We start from the raw sequence: 17631 nt of genomic DNA, 5'->3' as shown, positions 1-17631 counted from the left end.
GGGAAGCCGGATTTAAGGATCGAACCGGTAACCCATTCCCGCTTCAGTGTGCAGATGCCGCGGCGCGGCCGGGTCCCGCTCCAGCTTTCGCCGCAACTGGGCAATATAGACCCGCAGATATTGCGTCTCCTTCGCATAGGCCTGCCCCCAGACCTGGGTCAGGATCTGCTGCTGGCTCACCAACTTTCCCTTGTTCCGGACCAACAACTCCAGGATGTTCCACTCGGTGGGGGTCAGCCGCACCTCTGACCCGTCCTTCACGATCTTCTTGCCCGCCAGATCCACCATGAAGTCCGACGTCGCAAGGGTAGGTTCCTCGCGATCAGTGAGGACCCGTCGCGAGGCAACCCGAAGCCGCGCAAGCAGCTCATCCAGTCCGAAGGGCTTGGTCACGTAGTCGTCCGCACCGGCGTCGAGCGCTTCCACCTTGTCCTCCGAGGCATGCCGGGCAGACAACACGATGATGGGCATGCTGCTCCACCCACGGATGCGGCGGATGATCTCCACCCCGTCCATATCCGGCAATCCAAGGTCCAACACAACAATGTTGACGCTTTGTTGCGCCACGGCGTTCAAGGCATCGGCGCCGTTTCCAACGGTCATTGCCTGGTACCCATGGGCTTGCAAGGTGATCTGCATTGCCCGCGCAATCTGGACTTCGTCCTCAACTATCAGCACACGGGTCATGCCCTGCCTCCCCCATAACCGGTCCACAGCGGCAACGTAACCACCATGGTCAAGCCGCCACCTGGCGTCGGCTCCGCGACGAGCGTGCCGCCCATGGCTTCCGTGAAACCCTTGGCAACCGCCAGTCCCAACCCAATTCCGCCGCCGGCGCCGCTTGCCCGGGCGGGTGAATCGCCAAGCCGCTGGAAGGGTTGGAACATCTCAAGCACTTCGTTGTGTCCCACCCCGCTGCCGTGGTCCACAATCCTCAGTTCACTGGCAGGCTTGTCCCCCACTGTGATCCCTGCCCCGGCACGTGCAGTCAGGATGACGTCCGAACCAGGTGCGTACTTCACCGCGTTTTCAACGATGTTCGCCACCACGCTCTCCAACATGCCTGAGTCGGCTGTTACCGGCGGCAGGTTGGGTTGCAGCTCGCTGCGTATTCGACCCTTCGGGATCCCGCGAAGTGCTTCGGGCAATATTTCGGTCCAGGTGGTGCCCGCTAGCAACGGGTTCACGGCGTCGGCGGTAATCCGGGACATATCCAGCAGGTTGTCCACCAAATGGTCCAGGCGGTCAGCATAATTCTCGATCGTCTCCAACAACTCCTTCTCCACGTCCGGAGGGAACTGGACCTCTTCCTGCCGCAGGCTGCTCACAGCCAGTTTGATTCCAGCCAACGGCGTCCTCAAATCATGCGAAACAGCACGAAGGATGGACGTCCGCATCTTGTTTCCCTCGGCCAGGCGAAGGTTGTCACGCCGGCTCTTGACCAGTTGCTGCCGCTCACGCACAGCCACCACAAACGCTCCAAAGGCCGCAAGCAGCCGCTGGTGTTGGGAAGATAGCGCACCACCACGCAACAACAATGTGTAGTGGGGATCGACGACGGCGGCATGGTCCGCGGCGGCATGGGTCACGGGCGGATTGGGGCCGGCGCTCGCAAGAACCCGCCACTGCGGCGGCGCGCCAGGCACCGAGACGCTGTCCGGGGCCGGGGAGCCCAAGAGTGTCACAGCCTCCATGCCGAGATTTCCGCGGACTTTCTCAAGGAAGGATTCAAGGCTGCCGTCCGAGCTGAGGATGCGCAGGGCCAACTCGCTCAGGGCCGTGGCCTCGGCCTCGGACCTCGCAGCTTCCTGGGCCCTGCGGCTCGCCAGCCCCACCGCGAGCGCCACGCCGCAAGCCACCGCCAGGAAGACGACCAGCGTGAACAGAGTGGTTGGATCAGCGATGGACAGGGAACCCACGGGTTCGGCGGACAAGTAGTTCAACAGGAAACTGCCCAGCACCGCCGCGACCACGGCGGGCCACAGACCTCCGATTGCGGCAACGGCCACGGCCGCTGCCAGCTGAAGGAGCATGATCATGGCGAAGTTGCGGAAGCCCAGAACAGTGACCAGGACTTCGACGCCGGGCGGCAACAGCAGGGCAAGGGCAAGGCCCGTGATAACCCGTCCACGGCCGATGCCCCGAACCGCAGGAAGACGCAGCAGAACGTCGTTGGAGTCGCTGCTTTGTGCTTCAGGAGCTGGCATGGCTACATCCTTCCACGGTTGGCAGGGTGGGCAGTTGTGCCCACCCTTCTGTGCCACCAGTGCCCGCGGTCCGCTCAAGGACTAGGCTTGCAGTCAGCATCTGGTCCGGCATGGCGCCGGACAATCCAACGGTCTATCCAGGGGGATATACATGGACCCGAACGAAGGCACCGCTGGCAGCGGTGCTTCAGGAAATGACGCTTCAGGCAACGGCGCGTCAGGCAGTGGCGCGTCGGGGGGCGGCGCTGCCGGGGGCGCTGCTGGCGGGGGCGGCCAGGGCCCGGACGCGGGCAAGAATCCGCCCAAGCCGCCACCGTGGCAGGTGCCCAAACCCGAGCTCCATCCTGAGCTGATCCCTCCAGCCAATGACAGGGACAATCCACCTGGCGGACAGAAGCTGAGCGGACAGAAGCCGAGCGGACAGGAACCAGGTTCCTCCAAGCCCGGTTCTTCCAGGCAGGGCTCTTCCAAGCCCGGCGCATCCAAGCGCGGGCCCGGCGAGCCGCTGCCTATCATTGACCCCTTCGCCAAGGAACGTGAACGCGAATCAGCCCAGGCCGAGGCGCGGAAGAAGCGTTCCAGGCGCCGCACCGTCGTCGTGGGTTTGGGTGTTACGGCCCTTCTTGCCGGAACTATCACCGCAGTAGTTGCCAGCAGCGAACAAGAGGCTGACTACGCGCAGGTCTGTTTCAACGATGAAACCGGCGAGCGCGTGGACGATACCCAGTGCAACAACAGCAGCTCGGATGGCCGCGGGTCGGCCATCTACGCCTGGTACTTCTACTCGCGGGGAGCCACCGTGCCTGCTGTGGGACAAAACCGCAACTCCTACCCGCCGAGCTACTCCAAGACGGTTCCGCAGGGCGCCAAGACCTCCACGGGTTACAGCACCAAGGGCGGCACAGTCAGCCGTGGCGGCTTTGGCAGCAGCTCCAAAAGCGGCGGAAGCTCGGGAGGCTAGGCGTGCAGCGTTTGCCCTCCGAGCCCAGGCCGGACTGGAAAAAGAAGATCGAAGAACAGGGCCTGGTCTTTTCGACCACCACCATGCCCGATGGCCGCAAAATCGAGTACTGGAACGAGTCGGCGTACTACGAATTCACCATGGACGAGGTGGAGACGCTCGAGAAGACTGCCGAGGACATGCACCTCATGTGTCTTGAGGCAGCAAAGTACCTCGCCACCGGGGCCATGGGCGATATTGGAATCGGGCAACAGGCGCTGGAGCTCGCCGGCGAATCGTTGCAGGCCGGGGACATGGATATCTACGGTCGCTTCGACTTCATCTATGACGGCAAGGGCGGGCCGGCGAAGATGCTGGAGTATAACGCCGATACGCCCACAGGACTCATTGAAGCTTCCGTTGCGCAGTGGTTCTGGTTGCAGGATGTGTTCCCGGAAAAGGACCAGTGGAACGGAATCCATGAGGCGCTGATCCGGCAATGGAAAAAGCTGCAGTTCCGCACGGGGATGAGCACGCTGCATGTGGCTCATTCGGAGGCCGAAGAATCCGGTGAAGACTGGATGACTGCCGCCTACATGCGCGATGTGGCGAGCCAGGGCGGGTGGACGACTATCGGCATCAATATGTCGGACATCGGTTGGGACCCGAACCTGAACCGCTTTGTGGACCTGGACAATTTCATGATCAGCACCATGTTCAAGCTGTACCCGTGGGAACTGATGATGAAGGAACCTTTCGGGCATCGGCTGCTGACGCGGGCCCACAATCCTCGATGGGTGGAGCCCGCCTGGAAGATGCTGCTCTCCAATAAAGCCCTGCTTGCTGCGCTATGGCACCTCTACCCGGGCCACGAGAACCTCCTGCCGGCCTACCTTGGCGATCCTGGCCCGCTCAAGGAATGGGTGGCCAAGCCTCTTCATGGCCGCGAGGGCGACAACATCCGCATCCATGCCCCCGGCATCGAGCTGCAGCAACCCGGCGGCTATGGCCGTGAAGGGTGGTGCTTCCAGCAGTACCACGCTCTACCCGACTTTGATGGAAACCACCCGGTACTTGGTCTCTGGGTGGTGGACGGCGAGTCCGTGGGCTGCGGCATCCGTGAATCTGATGGCCCCATCACGGACTATTTCTGCCGCTTTGTCCCCAACACCATCGACGCCCCGGCGCCTGCCGCGCCCACAACTACTTCCTATGGAGCTGCACTGTGAGCACTGAAAACCATGAGCACTGAAACCTCGACGCCGGACGGCGGTTCAGCGGGCGGCGACCGTACCGCCGTCGTACCTTCCAAAGGCCTCCATGCAGGAATCCTGGACCTTGGCGACTCCGTCATGCTGGGTTTGGCATCCACCGCGCCTGTGTATTCGCTCGCCGCTACGCTGGGGCTCATTGTTGCCGTCAACGGCAACTACACTCCCCTGATCCTGGTTCTTGCCTTCATTCCAGTGCTCTTCATCGCCTATGCATTCCGCGAATTGAACAGCGCGCTCCCGGACTGCGGCACCACGTTCTTCTGGGCACGAAAGGCCTTTGGTCCGTGGGCGGCCTGGCTTGGCGGCTGGGGCGTGGCACTGGCCGGCATCGTAGTCCTCGCCAACCTGGCCCAAATTGCCGGGAAGTATCTGTGGTTGCTGATCGGCGACGGTTCCCTGGCCGACAACACCTGGCTGGTTACCGCCACCGGGGTCCTGTTCATCGCGTTCATGACCTACGTGAATCACCGCGGCATTCGGCTGGGCGAGCACGTCCAGCGGACCCTGACCTACATCCAGTACATCTCACTGGGCATTTTTGCGGTGGCCATTATTGTTGGGATCGCGTCTGCTACCCCCGGCGGCGACAGCTCCATCCAGGCTTTCGACCTTGAGTGGTTCAACCCCGCGGGTGCCTTCGCCGATCCCAGCGCAGTGGTTCACGGGGTCCTGCTGGCCCTGTTCATCTACTGGGGCTGGGACACCTGCCTGGCCCTGAACGAAGAGACCGAAAACCCTGCGAAGACTCCAGGCCGGGGTGCCGTCATCTCTGCATTCGTCCTGGTGGCAATCTACGTTTCCGTGGCCCTGCTGGTGATGATGTACGCGAGCGTCGGGACCGAAGGCATCGGCCTGGGCAATGAAGCAAACCAGGATGACGTCTTCCTGGCCATGAAGGATGTAGTGCTGGGCCCGTGGGGTTGGCTGATCGTGGTGGCCGTCCTGGCATCCGTGCTGTCCTCAACGCAGACCACCATCCTCCCTACAGCCCGCGGAACGCTGTCCATGGGCGTGCATGGTGCCCTGCCGGCGCGTTTTGGCAAGGTCCACGAACGGTTCCAGACGCCGGGTTTCTCAACCCAGGTCATGGGCGTGGCTGCCGTGGTGTACTACGTGGCCATGAGCTTCCTCAGCGAGGACCTTCTGGCGGACTCCATCAGTGCCATCAGCCTGTTCATCGCGTTCTACTACGCCCTGACCGGTTTCTCGTGCGTATGGTTCTTCCGCTCAACGCTTCGGGATTCTGCCCGCAACCTGTGGTTCCGCGGCATCCTGCCCTTCCTGGGGGCGGTGTCGCTGACGGTGGCGTTCTTCATTTCGGCGGTGCAAATGTGGGATCCGGAGTATGGAGACACCCAGATCTTTGGAATCGGCGGAGCCTTTGTCAGCGGGGTCCTGCTTCTGCTCCTGGGCGTGGTGCTGGCCATCGTCTGCCGTTTCGCACCTGCCACGCGTGGCTTCTTCACTGGGGAGCGCGCCGACGCCGGGCTGGTGCGCGGCGAGTAAACGGCGGGTGCACGGCGCGTAAGCGGCGAGTGCGCCTAGCGTCGCGCTGCGGTCCACTGGCGCAGCCGGGTGGGAATGTCCGGGACCTCGATCTGGACAGCGTCACGCCGCAGCGCGATGAGCCAGCAGACCAGGATCGCCACGGCGCAGAACACCCCTGCACTGGATGCCATGATCCAGAGCCCTGGCGTCTGGACGTTCAGGTCTGCGGCACCCAGCGCCGTGCCGATGGTCTTTGGCGAATAGAAGAAGACCAGCGTGGAAAGTGCCAGCACAGCGGTCATCACAATTCTCTGCGCCCTGTACCGGCCAGGAGTTTCCTTGATGGTCCAGGCGAATGCCGGCAGGACCACAGCCATCCAGACCCAATGGTGGGACCACGAGACCGGGCTGATGAGCAACATGGTGAGTGCCGTCGTCGACATTGCAATGACGCGGGCTCCCTGCGAGCTTGCCGCGCGGATCAGGAAGGCCGCCAGCACAACTGTGGCGAGGCTGAGCGCGATCCAGGGAACGGTTACTGAATCCTGCGGCACACCAAAGTGCAGCAATGCGCCCTTGATCGAGAGGTTGTCCACGTAGCCGGCGCCGCCGATCCGGGACGTGTCAGGGAGTATTTCAAGCCAGAACTGCAGGGACTCGGCGGGCCGAACCACCCATGCCAGGAGGACGGTGCCGGCGAAACCAATGGACATGTTGGCCAGTCCACGCCAATCCTTGCGCATCAGGAAGTACAGGCCAAAGACAAGGGGTGTCAGCTTGATACCGGCCGCTATGCCCACCAGGAAGCCGCTGCCACGGACGCCCCGACGACCTGCGGGGCCAAGCAAGTCCACAGCCATCAAGCCCATGAGCAGGATGTTGATCTGGCCGAACGCCAACGTCTCACGCCATGGACCGAGGAACAGGACAGCCAGGACCAGGGCCCCGGCAATCCAGCGGCTGCGGCCGGATGACAACGCAGTGCGCCAGTCGTGCTTGGAGGCCCAGTACTTCACGATGGTGGCAGCAACCCAGGCGGCAATCGCTACTCCGGCCACGTTGAACAGCATGAGCGCGGCGGGTTGCGGCCAGAGTGCCAACARCCCGAAGATGAGCGCTGCGAACGGCGGATAGGTAAAGGGAAGTTCCGGTCCCCCTGCTGCGGCAACGCTTGGGCCGTACAGGTCCGAGGGCGAGGCGCCGGCGTCGTTGAGGATGCTTCCGCCGAACCAGTACACACTGAAGTCCAGGCCCTGCTTACTCCACTCGGCAAGCATCAGCCACACGGGCCAAATCAAGAGCGCCCACGGGAGCCAATGCAATGCGCGTGAAGTGGTGGATGCAGACCTCCCGGCATCCGCCTTAGCCTGTAAATCGACGCCGGGCAGTGCCATGTCTTTATCCCCCAATATATTCTTTGTGCAGTGGGATCCCAGTGGTCCCCGAATACATACTACTTAACGCCCGGCGGCGCCGATCCGGCTGACGGTTGCGCCCGTCCCAGCTGCCGGTTGCGCCTGACGCGGCCGAGGGGCGCGGGGTGTCTGCCTCGTGCGGGCATCCAGCCGCTTAGGATGCTGGAATGAGCGATTCAACGACGAACACCTCGGATGTGCTGGCCCTCGATTCCCTCTTGACCAGCGAAGAACTGGCTCTGCGCGAGAAGGTTCGGGATTACACAGCCCAGCGGATCCGGCCGAACATCGCGCGCTGGTATGAGGACGCGGTTTTCCCGCAGGAGATCGCGCCCGAGTTGGGCGAGCTCGGCGTCCTGGGAATGCATCTGGAGGGCTACGGCTGCCCCGGCCGGACCGCCGTCGAATATGGCTTGGCAGCCATGGAGCTGGAGGCCGGCGATTCCGGCATCCGCACCTTTGTCTCGGTGCAGGGCTCGCTCGCCATGACGGCCATTCACAAGTGGGGCTCGGAGGAGCAGAAAGAACAGTGGCTGCCACGAATGGCCGCCGGCGAACTGATCGGCTGCTTTGCGTTGACGGAGCCGACGGCGGGTTCGGACCCGTCGTCGATGACCACTTTCGCTCGTGAGACGTCCGACGGCTGGGTCCTCAACGGCGCCAAACGCTGGATCGGACTCGCCTCAATTTCCGACGTCATGGTGGTGTGGGCCCAAACGGAGGATAACGCGGCGGGCATCCGCGGTTTCCTGGTACCGGCGGGCACGCCGGGTGTCACGGCCACGCCGATCGAGCCGAAGCTCTCCATGCGCGCATCAATCCAGTGCGACATAAAGTTCGACGACGTACGGCTGGGTCCGGAGGCGATCCTCCCGGGTGCCATCGGACTTCGTGGGCCGTTCTCCTGCCTGAACGAGGCCCGGTACGGCATCGCGTGGGGAGCCATGGGCGCAGCTCGCGACTCCTATGAGGCCGCGCTGGAATACGCCGGTAGCCGGCTCCAGTTCGGGCGACCACTCGCTGGATACCAACTGACCCAAGAGAAGCTGGTGAACATGCTCCTCGAGATCCAAAAGGGCACCATGCTCGCCCTGCACCTTGGCCGCCTGAAAGACACCGGGCATCTTCAGCCCCAGCAGATCTCCATGGGCAAGCTCAACAATGTCCGGGAGGCCATCAAAATCGCCCGGGAGGCCCGCACCATCCTGGGCGGCAACGGCGTCACCCTGGACTATTCGCCGCTGCGGCACGCCAACAACCTCGAATCAGTGCGCACGTACGAGGGCACCGACGAGGTTCACACCCTGATCCTCGGGCAGCACATCACGGGGATCGGCGCGTTCCGGGGCTGAGCACCAAGTAGGTCGCAGTTAAGCGCGTTCTGACGGCTCAAAACGCGCTCAACTGCTACGTAGTTGGGTGAGGGGGCAGGGCTGGGTCAGGCGGAAACTGTGGCGGGTTGCTTCTTCGCTGAATCCTTGCGGATGGTTGCACTGATCACTGCAGCTACCGTGCACATGGCTGCTGCGCCCATCCAGGCGTAGTTGTAGTGTCCGGTGGCATCGCGGATGAACCCGGCAGCCAGTGCGGCGGCCGCCGCTCCGAGCTGATGGGCCGCGAACACCCAGCCGAAAACCACTGAGCCATCGGCGCCGAATACCGAGCGGCAGATGGCTGCCGTCGGGGGCACCGTAGCTACCCAGTCCAGGCCGTAGACCACGACGAAGATGATCATGCTCGGTTCCACGGACGAGCCCAACAGCAGCGGCAGCACCAGAAGACCGATCCCCCGGAACTGGTAGTACACCGCCAACAGAACCTTGGGGTTGAAGCGGTCCGTCAGCCACCCGGAGGCGATAGTCCCCACGATGTCGAAGATCCCGACGACGGCCAGCAAGCCCGCCGCTGTGGTTTCCGGCATGCCGTGATCATGAGCTGAGGGAATGAAGTGGGTGCCGATGAGCCCATTGGTCGTGGCGCCGCAGATGGCGAAGCCCGCCGCCAACGCCCAAAACGTACGGACTTTGCTGGCACGTTTGAGGACCTGCAACGCCCGGACAGCCGCGTTCGCCGAATCCGGCTTGGCTGTTACGGAAGCCGTCGGGGGCGGCGGAACTGCAGCGCCCGGCGTCGTGGTCTTTGAACCGGCGGTACTGGCCGCGGGTGCTTCCGCGCCATAAGGCAACACCCCGACGTCGGCGGGTGAGTTCCGCAGCCACCGCAAGACCAGCGGTACCACCGCGAGCGCACCGGCGGCGATGAGCAGGGACGCGCCCCGCCAGCCCGGGTTCTGGGCAAGGGCGGCGATGAAGGGCAGGAAGACAAGTTGGCCGGCGGCGCTGCCGGCGGTCAGGATGCCGATCACCAGGCCACGGCTCTTGGCGAACCACGTGTTGGCGATGGTCGCTGCGAAGACGAGGGCCATGGATCCCGTTCCCAGGCCAATCAGCACGCCCCAGGTGAGCAGGATCTGCCAGGACTGGTTGACGAACACCGTTAGCGCTGAGCCCAGACCGATCAGGCAAAGCGCGAGCGAGGTGACTTTGCGTATGCCGAAGCGTTCCATTAAGGCGGCGGCGAAGGGTGCCGTCAGCCCGAACAAGACGAGGTTGATGCTCACCGCCAAGGACAAGACTGTGGTGGACCAGCCGAATTCCTGTTGTAGCGGAACCATCAGCACTCCAGGCGCGGCCCTGAAGCCGGCGGCCCCAACCAGGGCGAGGAAAGCTACGGCGGCCACAATCCAGGCCGGGTGCAGTCTGCGGCTGGGTCCCTTGCCGGGTTGCTTGCCGGATTGCTTGCCGGTTGGGACGGCTGCATTGCTTATCGGAGTTCCGGTGACATCGGGAGCGGTCATGCGGAGATCTCCGTTTCGGGGGAAGTTGTTGGTACGGGTGCTATGGCCAGGGGCAGCGGATGGTCACTGCGTGTGAAGCTGTGCCAGCTCGTGTTGGCAGCTGTCAGGTGGACGCCACAATGGGTGCACGTGTCTGCCGACGCCGTGATTTGTCCGCAGTCAGTGTGAACGACCTTCATATGAGAGACCTCGCTGGGGGCGTCCAAATGTTTCTCTGCCCAAATGATGATGGCGTTGAGGACCGGAAGAGCGTCCTCGCCCTTGGGGGTGAGCACGTATTCCTGGCGCGTCCGGGCACCATCCTGATAAGGGCGTTGCGTCAAGAGCCCGTCCTCGAGCAGCCATGCCAGACGTTTGCTGAGAACGTTGTCCGCGACTTCCAGTCGCTCCTTGATGGCTTCGAAACGGCCGTTTCCAAAGAAAATCTCGCGCAGGACCAAGCTTCCCCATGGATCGCCGAGGACGTCGAGGCCCCGCGCCAGGCTGCACGTGCGGGCGGACCAGTCAGATCGCAAAGGCATGTGGACAAAGTACCTGACTTTTCTAAAGAAAGCTAGATTATGTGTGGCGCCTTAGCGGACGCCTTTGCTTCCTGACCCTCTTTGGAGTTTGGACTGCCCGGAAGCACCCTATTTTGGTTGATTTCCCCCGGACCTCCGCGGCAAAGGAGGTCAGGAAGCCACCCGCCCGGCGCGCATCTCGGCAGCAACGAGGCCCGTGCGCGAAGGCCGGTAAGCCAGGGCCCAGTAGACCAGCAGGGCGATTCCGCACACCACACCCAGGCTTGACACCATCAGCTGCCATTGCGTCTGGGGATCCTTCCCCCACTCGGCGGCGCCTGCCCAGACGGCAAGGTTCTTTGGCGTCATGTAGAAGGCAACCGTGGAACAGGCCACGATGATCCATCCCGCCGTGCGCATCCGCCCGCTGCGGGACGGCACCCGATGCATCGCAAAAGCCATGCTGGGCAGGGCTACCGCCACCCAGACCCAGTGGTGGGACCAAGAAACGGGGCTGACCAGGAGCATCAGGATGGCTGTGGCCGAGACCGCGACGAAGTTTTCATCCACGTCCACGGCCCACTTAATGATTTTTGCTGCAAGCGCCGCGAGTGCCAGGGAAAGAACCAACCACACCACGCTGGTGAGGGAGGAATCCGGCATGCCGAAATGCAGGAGCAGCCCCTTGACGGACAAGTTGTCCACGTAGGCCGGGCCGCCGATGCGCCCGGTATCGGGGAGGATCTGGGTCCAGAATGCCAGGGATGCTTGCGGCAGGATGGCCCACGCGATCGCGATGGATCCGAAGAATCCAGCGGCCATCCATGCCAGCGCCTTGAAGTCGCGGCGGACCAGGAAATACAGGCCGAACGCCAGCGGCGTGAGCTTCACACCGGCAGCCAGGCCGATCAAGAGTCCTGCGGGCCACCGGATGAGGCCAGCCCGCGCCTTACCGAAGAGCGCGAAGTCCGCCAGGATCACGCCCATCAGGATGATGTTGATCTGGCCGAAAACGAACGTATCCCGCCATGGGCCCAGGAGCAGGATGGCTCCTGTTCCCACTAAAGCAGTGGTCCTGAAACGATAGTCGGCGAATGCTGAACGCCATGTCTTCAGGCCGAAATAATGGCGTGCCAACCAGGCAGCCACCACTGCGGCACCTGCCAAGGCGGCGATGATGAAGACCATGCTGCTGGCAAAGAAACCCATTGCTGCCAGGCCGGCAAAGAGCAAGGCCGCGAAAGGCGGGTAAGTAAAAGGAAGGCCGTCGCGCACGGCATACAGGTCCCCGCCTTGGAGAACCTTGCCGCCGCCGTAGAAATAGACCTCGAAGTCGTTCAGGAACGGCTGGTAGTCCGTGTAGAGGAACCAAACGGCGACGGCGAGCGTCAGCACGCCTGCGACGGTCAGGATCCAGCCGCGCTGGGCAGCCGAAACAACCGTGAGTGAAGAAGAAGCCACAGTGTCAGCCGTTGCTGATCTTGGCGAAGGCCTGTTCAAGGTCCGCGATCAGATCCTCGGATTCCTCGATGCCACAAGAGAGGCGCAAGAGGTTCACGGGAACGGCCAGTTCTGTCCCCTTGACGGAAGCGTGCGTCATCTCCGAGGGGTAGTTCATGAGGGACTCGATTCCACCCAGCGATTCGGCCAAGGTGAAAATCGAAGTGGATTCGGCAACTGTACGGGCCGCTGCCTCACCGCCCTTGAACTGGACAGAGACCATGCCGCCGAACTTCTTCATCTGCTTCGCCGCGAGTTCGTGGCCGGGGTGGTCCGGGAGGCCCGGGTACAGCACGGCTTCAACTTCGGGGCGCTGCAGCAACCATTCGGCGACAGCCTGGCCGTTCTCGCTGTGCCGGTCCATGCGCACGCCCAGGGTCTTGAGGCCTCGCGTGGTGAGGAAAGCATCCATCGGCCCGGAAACAGCACCAACGGCGAACTGGATGAAACCGATCTTCTCGGCGAGCTCGGCGTCGTTGACCACGATCGCGCCGCCCACCACGTCCGAGTGGCCCCCAATGTACTTGGTAGTGGAGTGGATCACGACGTCGGCCCCCAGGTCCAGCGGGGTCTGCAAGTAGGGAGACGCGAAGGTGTTGTCCACCACCAGGAGGGCACCGGCGTCGTGCGCTACTGCGGCGAGCGCCGCGATGTCAGTGATCTTCATCATGGGGTTGGACGGGGTTTCCACCCACACCATGCGCGTCTTGTTCGCTCCAACGGCACGTGCCACAGCATCGAGATCGGACAGGTCAACGGGAGTGTTTCCGATGCCCCAGTCGCCGAGCACGCGGTTGATGAGGCGGTACGTGCCACCGTAGGCGTCGTTGCCCAGGACAATGTGGTCCCCGGGACGCGCCACAGCGCGGATCAGCGAGTCTTCTGCAGCAAGGCCAGAGCCGAACGAGAACGCGGCCGAACCACCCTCAAGGGCTGCCAGCTGCTCCTGCAGGGAGTCACGCGTGGGGTTGCCGCCGCGGCCGTACTCGTAGCCTGAACGCAGGCCGCCAATTCCGTCCTGGGCGTAGGTTGAGCTGAAGTGCAGAGGCGGCACCACAGCGCCTGTCCGGGGTTCGAAGGCCTGACCGGCGTGGACGGCCCTCGTGTTGAACCCGGCGTTGTTGTTGACGGACATGGAAGCTCCTCTTTCAGTGTTCAACGGTTGGAAGTGGGCGCGTGGCGCTCAGTTGCTCAGGTAGGCCAGGAGGTCGTGGCGGGTCAGGATGCCCACGGGCGCCCCAACGAACGTGACCATCACAGTATCGACGTCGGACAAAAGCTCGCGCGCCGCGGAAATGGTCTCCAGGGATCCGATAACGGGCAGGCGCTCCCCCATGTGTTCGGCGATCTTGTCCGTGAGTTTGGCTTCGCCGCGGAACAGCTTGGTGGTGAGGCTGCGCTCATCGACTGCGCCCAGGACCTCGCCCATGACTACGGGTGGTTCCTGCGAGAGGACCGGGATGTGTGAGACGCCGAACTCGTTCATGATGTTGATGACGTCTCGGACAGTCTCGTTCGGGTGGATGTGGACCAGGTCCGGCATCTCGCCTGTCTTGGACTTCAGCACCTCGCCGACGGAGGACTCCTCGCCGCCGGAAAGGAAGCCGTAGGAGCGCATCCATTGATCGTTGAAGATCTTGGCAAGATAGCCACGGCCCGAATCCGGGAGGATCACCACAACTACTGCGGACTCGTCCAGATCCTTGGCGGCCTGAAGTGCAGCGACCACCGCCATGCCGGAGGAGCCGCCCACCAGGAGGCCCTCCTCGCGTGCCAAGCGGCGGGTCATGGCGAATGAATCGGCATCGGAGACTGCAACCACCTGGTCCGGCACGGTTTTGTCGTAATTGGCGGGCCACATGTCCTCGCCAACGCCCTCCACGAAGTAAGGACGTCCGGTGCCGCCTGAGTACACAGAACCTTCGGGGTCTGCGCCGATGATCTTGACCCGGCCGCCGTCGGACCCTGGCCTGTCTGCCGAGACTTCCTTCAGGAAGCGGCCCGTGCCGGTGATGGTGCCGCCCGTTCCCGCTCCGATGACCACGTGCGTCACCCTGCCGTCAGTATCGCGCCAGATCTCCGGGCCCGTTGACTCGAAGTGGCTGCCTGGAGCTGCTGGATTGGAGAACTGGTCCGGCTTGAAGGCGCCGGGAATTTCTTTGACGAGGCGATCGGAGACGCTGTAATAGCTTTGCGGGCTGTCGGGGGCAACAGCTGTAGGCGTCACGACAACTTCGGCACCATACGCTGCCAAGACAGCGCGTTTATCCTCGCCCACTTTGTCCGGCACTACAAAAATGCACTTGTAGCCCTTTTGCTGCGCAACGAGCGCCAAGCCGACGCCGGTGTTCCCCGACGTCGGTTCAACGATGGTTCCGCCTGGCTGCAGCCGCCCGTCCTTTTCCGCTTCCTCGATCATCTTCACGGCGATGCGGTCCTTGATGGATCCGCCGGGATTGACGTACTCGAGCTTGACCAGGACGGTGGCTTTGATCCCGTCCGTTACGTGGTTGAGCTTGATGAGCGGCGTATTGCCGATGAGGTCCAACACGGACTGGGCGTACTTCATAGGTACAAAGTTACCGCCTGCCCGAGGCGTGCCCTCACCTGCCGCGCATCACTTCCCGGCAGAGGAGTCGGTTTGCCAGAGGCCCAGGATGTTGCCCTCGGTGTCCTTGAAGTAGGCATACCAGCCCATTCCGGGGACGGCATCCTTACCTTGAACGATGGAACCGCCAGCGGATTCCACCTGGCTGAGCGCGGCGTCTACATCGTCGACGTCTATGGTGAGGACGGGATTTTTCAGATTTTCAGTTCGGGGGAACAGTGCGCCGTTGATGGCTCCGGGTTCGCTGGGCCTGCCGGTCTGTTCATCGGACGGAGTAGTGATGGCGATCGTATAATCCATCTCCTGCATAGGGCTGAGATTCCAGCCGAAAGCACTTTGGTAAAAAGTGTTGGCCCTCTCGTTGTCATCCGTGGGAATCTCAAAATGCACTATTCCGGCCATGGTTTGCGCTCCTGGATTTTGGGGTTCGGACGCGGCCCACCCGCGCCACATCAGGGAGTCTAGACCCGTGAAGCAGCCGCCGTAAGAGGCTTGCAGGAGTGAATTGTCAGCCAGCCGTGGGACCATGAAAACATGACCATCGCAGACGCCCCGCCCCTTGTTGCGGCCGCGGCAGACGCTTCCTTACGATGGCACCCCGGCGCCTCCTACAGGCTCGACCAAACCATGTTTCCCCTGATGCGGGGCAATGCCGACCCCTCTTTCGCGGCCCATCCCAACGGTTTCTGGATGGCCTTCACCACTTCTTCGGGGTCTGTGACCCTGCGGCTCTCGGCGGGTGGAGTGGGCGAGGATACGTTCGTTGACGCCCAGGCCTGGGGGTCCGGGGCGGAGGACGCCATCGTCGGCGTTCCCCGCCTCCTCGGCGCGGACGACGACTGGTCCGCGTTTGACGAACCCGGCTTCCATGCAACGCTCCCGCGCTTGGTCACTGAAGCACGACGCCGGAACCTGGCACTGCGGCTACCCTCCACCGGGCGGGTGGTTGACTCCCTTGTGCCCACCATTTTGGAGCAAAAGGTCACCACCTTGGAGGCAAGGCGTGGCTACCGGTACTTGATGTACCGCTTTGGAACCAAAGCCCCCGGCAGTGTGGCTCCGGCAGGACTCCTTGTACCTCCGACTGCACGGCAGTGGTTGGCCGTTCCATCCTGGGAGTGGCATAAGGCGGGAGTCGGGCCACAACGCTCGACGACAGTGATGCGGGCGCTGCAATCCGCCGTCGCGCTTGAACGTTTGGCTGGCCTGGACCCAGCGCGTGCCGGAGCCAAACTGCAGACCATTCCCGGCATCGGCGGTTGGACTGCTGCCGAAGTGGTCCAACGGACCCACGGCTGCCCGGATTCGATTTCCGTGGGCGACTACCATCTGGCGTCTTATGTGGGCTATGCGTTGCTGGGACGGAAGATTGACGACGCCGGCATGCTGGAGTTGCTGGAACCTTGGCGGGGACAAAGGCAGCGGCTGGTCCGCATGCTTTACCTGAGCGGCTTCCGCAAACCGACTTTCGGGCCAAGGATGACGGTCCAGGACCACCGCGCCCACTAAAGCAACGCGGGGTCACTTGTGGCCCATGTTTGCTTCCCCAAAGGGCCATAAGTGACCCCGCGTTGCCCTACATTGCGCGGAGCTTCGCATTCTTGATCCTGGAGATCACTCCGGCGAAACCTTCGGCAAGGTCGTCTGCATTGACCTTGAAATAGGACCAGCCCGCGCTGAGGAATGCCTCGTCGCGGCGGTTATCCCTGGACTGCTGTTCACGCGTCAGGTGATGGGCGCCGTCGTATTGTACTGCGATGCGAAACCGCCGGTACCCGAGGTCGGCCCTGGGTGATATCGGATCCAGAAGGTCCAACTGCAGCTGTAGTTCCGGTTCCGGAAGGCCGGAATCCGCATGGCCAAACGCAGGAATGTTTCTGGATACGAATCTGCGCCCACCCTCATTTCGTCCAGCGCCAGGCGGGCCTTTTCCACCCCTTGGAGGTTGGGGTGTTGTCGGATCAAAAGGCGAAGCCCCGAGGGGTAAGCATAGGGTTCGGACCGTGATTCAAAGGCTGGTCGAGGGCGACGGATCAGCTGATCGCCCATCGCAATGACATAGGGAAGAGGCAATTCCGCGGCTAGGTCCAACCAGGTCCGGGGGCGAACGGAGACCGGGACTCCCTGATAATTCACAACCTCGCCAGGGAAAACCCGAACTCTGTGACCTATTATTCCGGTCCGGCGAACGCGCGGCAGTTGATGTGGCTTGCTGAGATGGATTGTCTCCTCGTTGCCCATCCAAGGCGGAAGCCCCAGCCCGGTCAAAAGGGCAGCAGTCTCATGCGAAACCCAGGCGCCCGGTGTTGCGGCGGCCAGAACCCTGGCCCGTTCCAGCAATGCAATCTCACGTCCCGTTGGCAGATAAATCAGCCGACCGCCGTCGGCCAGGTCCTTGGCTCTCAGGCGTTTGGTCGCGACGCCCAAGGCGCGGGACTCATAGACGGTGAAGGGCCGAGCGTCGAGCCCGTCCGGCAAAGGATTGATACGAACCATGCACTCCAGTCTGTCGGCTGGAGGCCTAGGAAATTGAGTTATCCACAGGTCCACCTTCTGACAAGGCAACGCGGGGTCACTTATGGCCCTTTAGAGGCGTCAACATGGGCCATAAGTGACTGTGAGGATTGTTGTGGCTGGTCTGGGACTGGCTGGCAGAGTGGGTATTGGCCGTGCTGCCCCTTGGATGTGACTCRGTAAGTGACTGGCCCCGCAAGGGTGTCCTGGAGTGGGATCTGTCCATCCGAGGGGTGGGGCGGCCGGTACCGCCCGGCCCACCTCGGTAACTTGATCAGAAGGTTGTCCGCCCGCTAGGGCGTGACTCGTCACAGTGTTGTTCCGAAGT

General features: G+C 62.8%; 15 protein-coding genes. 5 read left to right on the top strand and 10 right to left on the bottom strand.

The window, feature by feature from the left end; translation table 11 throughout:
- Nucleotides 1–12 precede the first annotated feature (12 nt).
- Both AB4Y87_RS08815 and AB4Y87_RS08810 read right to left on the bottom strand, forming a co-directional pair.
- A complete protein-coding gene (locus AB4Y87_RS08815) occupies nt 13–687 on the bottom strand; it encodes a response regulator (RefSeq protein WP_442004009.1) in 675 nt (224 codons plus the stop codon).
- On the bottom strand, nt 684–2207 hold the full coding sequence (locus AB4Y87_RS08810; RefSeq protein WP_442004008.1) for a sensor histidine kinase: 1524 nt from the start codon (nt 2205–2207) through the stop codon (nt 684–686). The genes AB4Y87_RS08815 and AB4Y87_RS08810 overlap by 4 nt, the downstream gene beginning before the upstream one ends.
- A 151-nt stretch (nt 2208–2358) precedes the next feature.
- On the opposite strand from AB4Y87_RS08810, the gene AB4Y87_RS08805 reads away from it, so the two are divergent.
- The 3 genes from AB4Y87_RS08805 to AB4Y87_RS08795 are packed head-to-tail and all read left to right on the top strand — an operon-like array spanning nt 2359 to nt 5927.
- A complete protein-coding gene (locus tag AB4Y87_RS08805; protein ID WP_442004007.1) occupies nt 2359–3168 on the top strand; it encodes a Tat pathway signal protein in 810 nt (269 codons plus the stop codon).
- Nucleotides 3169–3170: 2 nt separating this feature from the next.
- On the top strand, nt 3171–4376 hold the full coding sequence (locus AB4Y87_RS08800) for a glutathionylspermidine synthase family protein (RefSeq protein ID WP_442004006.1): 1206 nt from the start codon (nt 3171–3173) through the stop codon (nt 4374–4376).
- Nucleotides 4377–4388: 12 nt separating this feature from the next.
- On the top strand, nt 4389–5927 hold the full coding sequence (locus tag AB4Y87_RS08795) for an APC family permease (protein WP_442004005.1): 1539 nt from the start codon (nt 4389–4391) through the stop codon (nt 5925–5927).
- 35 nt (nt 5928–5962) lie between these two features.
- Here the strand turns inward: AB4Y87_RS08795 and AB4Y87_RS08790 are convergent, their stop codons facing one another.
- Nucleotides 5963–7303 carry a glycosyltransferase 87 family protein gene (locus AB4Y87_RS08790; protein ID WP_442004004.1) on the bottom strand — a complete coding sequence of 447 codons (1341 nt, stop codon included), beginning with the start codon at nt 7301–7303 and terminating at the stop codon, nt 5963–5965.
- Nucleotides 7304–7491: 188 nt separating this feature from the next.
- On the opposite strand from AB4Y87_RS08790, the gene AB4Y87_RS08785 reads away from it, so the two are divergent.
- A complete protein-coding gene (locus tag AB4Y87_RS08785) occupies nt 7492–8676 on the top strand; it encodes an acyl-CoA dehydrogenase family protein (RefSeq protein ID WP_442004003.1) in 1185 nt (394 codons plus the stop codon).
- An 86-nt stretch (nt 8677–8762) separates the two neighbouring features.
- Here AB4Y87_RS08785 and AB4Y87_RS08780 read toward each other — a convergent pair whose 3' ends face one another.
- The 6 genes from AB4Y87_RS08780 to AB4Y87_RS08755 form a co-directional block, all read right to left on the bottom strand.
- Nucleotides 8763–10181 (bottom strand): MFS transporter, encoded by a 1419-nt coding sequence (locus tag AB4Y87_RS08780; RefSeq protein ID WP_442004002.1) that lies wholly within the window; start codon nt 10179–10181, stop codon nt 8763–8765.
- Nucleotides 10178–10702 carry a winged helix-turn-helix transcriptional regulator gene (locus AB4Y87_RS08775; protein ID WP_442004001.1) on the bottom strand — a complete coding sequence of 175 codons (525 nt, stop codon included), beginning with the start codon at nt 10700–10702 and terminating at the stop codon, nt 10178–10180. Before AB4Y87_RS08775 ends, AB4Y87_RS08780 begins: the two co-directional genes overlap by 4 nt.
- 150 nt (nt 10703–10852) lie before the next feature.
- On the bottom strand, nt 10853–12142 hold the full coding sequence (locus AB4Y87_RS08770) for a glycosyltransferase 87 family protein (protein WP_442004000.1): 1290 nt from the start codon (nt 12140–12142) through the stop codon (nt 10853–10855).
- A 4-nt stretch (nt 12143–12146) separates the two neighbouring features.
- Nucleotides 12147–13316: a cystathionine gamma-synthase gene (locus AB4Y87_RS08765; RefSeq protein WP_442003999.1), complete on the bottom strand. Its 1170-nt coding sequence runs from the start codon at nt 13314–13316 to the stop codon at nt 12147–12149.
- A gap of 48 nt (nt 13317–13364) precedes the next feature.
- Complete coding sequence (locus AB4Y87_RS08760) at nt 13365–14750, bottom strand: cystathionine beta-synthase (RefSeq protein ID WP_442003998.1); 1386 nt, start codon at nt 14748–14750, stop codon at nt 13365–13367.
- A gap of 48 nt (nt 14751–14798) precedes the next feature.
- Nucleotides 14799–15191, bottom strand: a complete 393-nt coding sequence (locus AB4Y87_RS08755; RefSeq protein ID WP_442003997.1) for a VOC family protein — start codon at nt 15189–15191, stop codon at nt 14799–14801.
- A gap of 132 nt (nt 15192–15323) precedes the next feature.
- Here AB4Y87_RS08755 and AB4Y87_RS08750 point away from each other — a divergent pair, with 132 nt between their 5' ends.
- On the top strand, nt 15324–16298 hold the full coding sequence (locus AB4Y87_RS08750) for a DNA-3-methyladenine glycosylase family protein (protein ID WP_442003996.1): 975 nt from the start codon (nt 15324–15326) through the stop codon (nt 16296–16298).
- A 216-nt stretch (nt 16299–16514) separates the two neighbouring features.
- On the opposite strand, the gene AB4Y87_RS08745 is transcribed toward AB4Y87_RS08750, so the two are convergent.
- Nucleotides 16515–17285: a hypothetical protein gene (locus AB4Y87_RS08745; RefSeq protein WP_442003995.1), complete on the bottom strand. Its 771-nt coding sequence runs from the start codon at nt 17283–17285 to the stop codon at nt 16515–16517.
- Between the last annotated feature and the right edge of the window lie 346 nt (nt 17286–17631).

It is taken from the genome of Paenarthrobacter sp. RAF54_2 (assembly GCF_052113945.1).
GTDB lineage: Bacteria > Actinomycetota > Actinomycetes > Actinomycetales > Micrococcaceae > Arthrobacter.
This window is presented reverse-complemented; position numbering and strand designations above follow the sequence as displayed.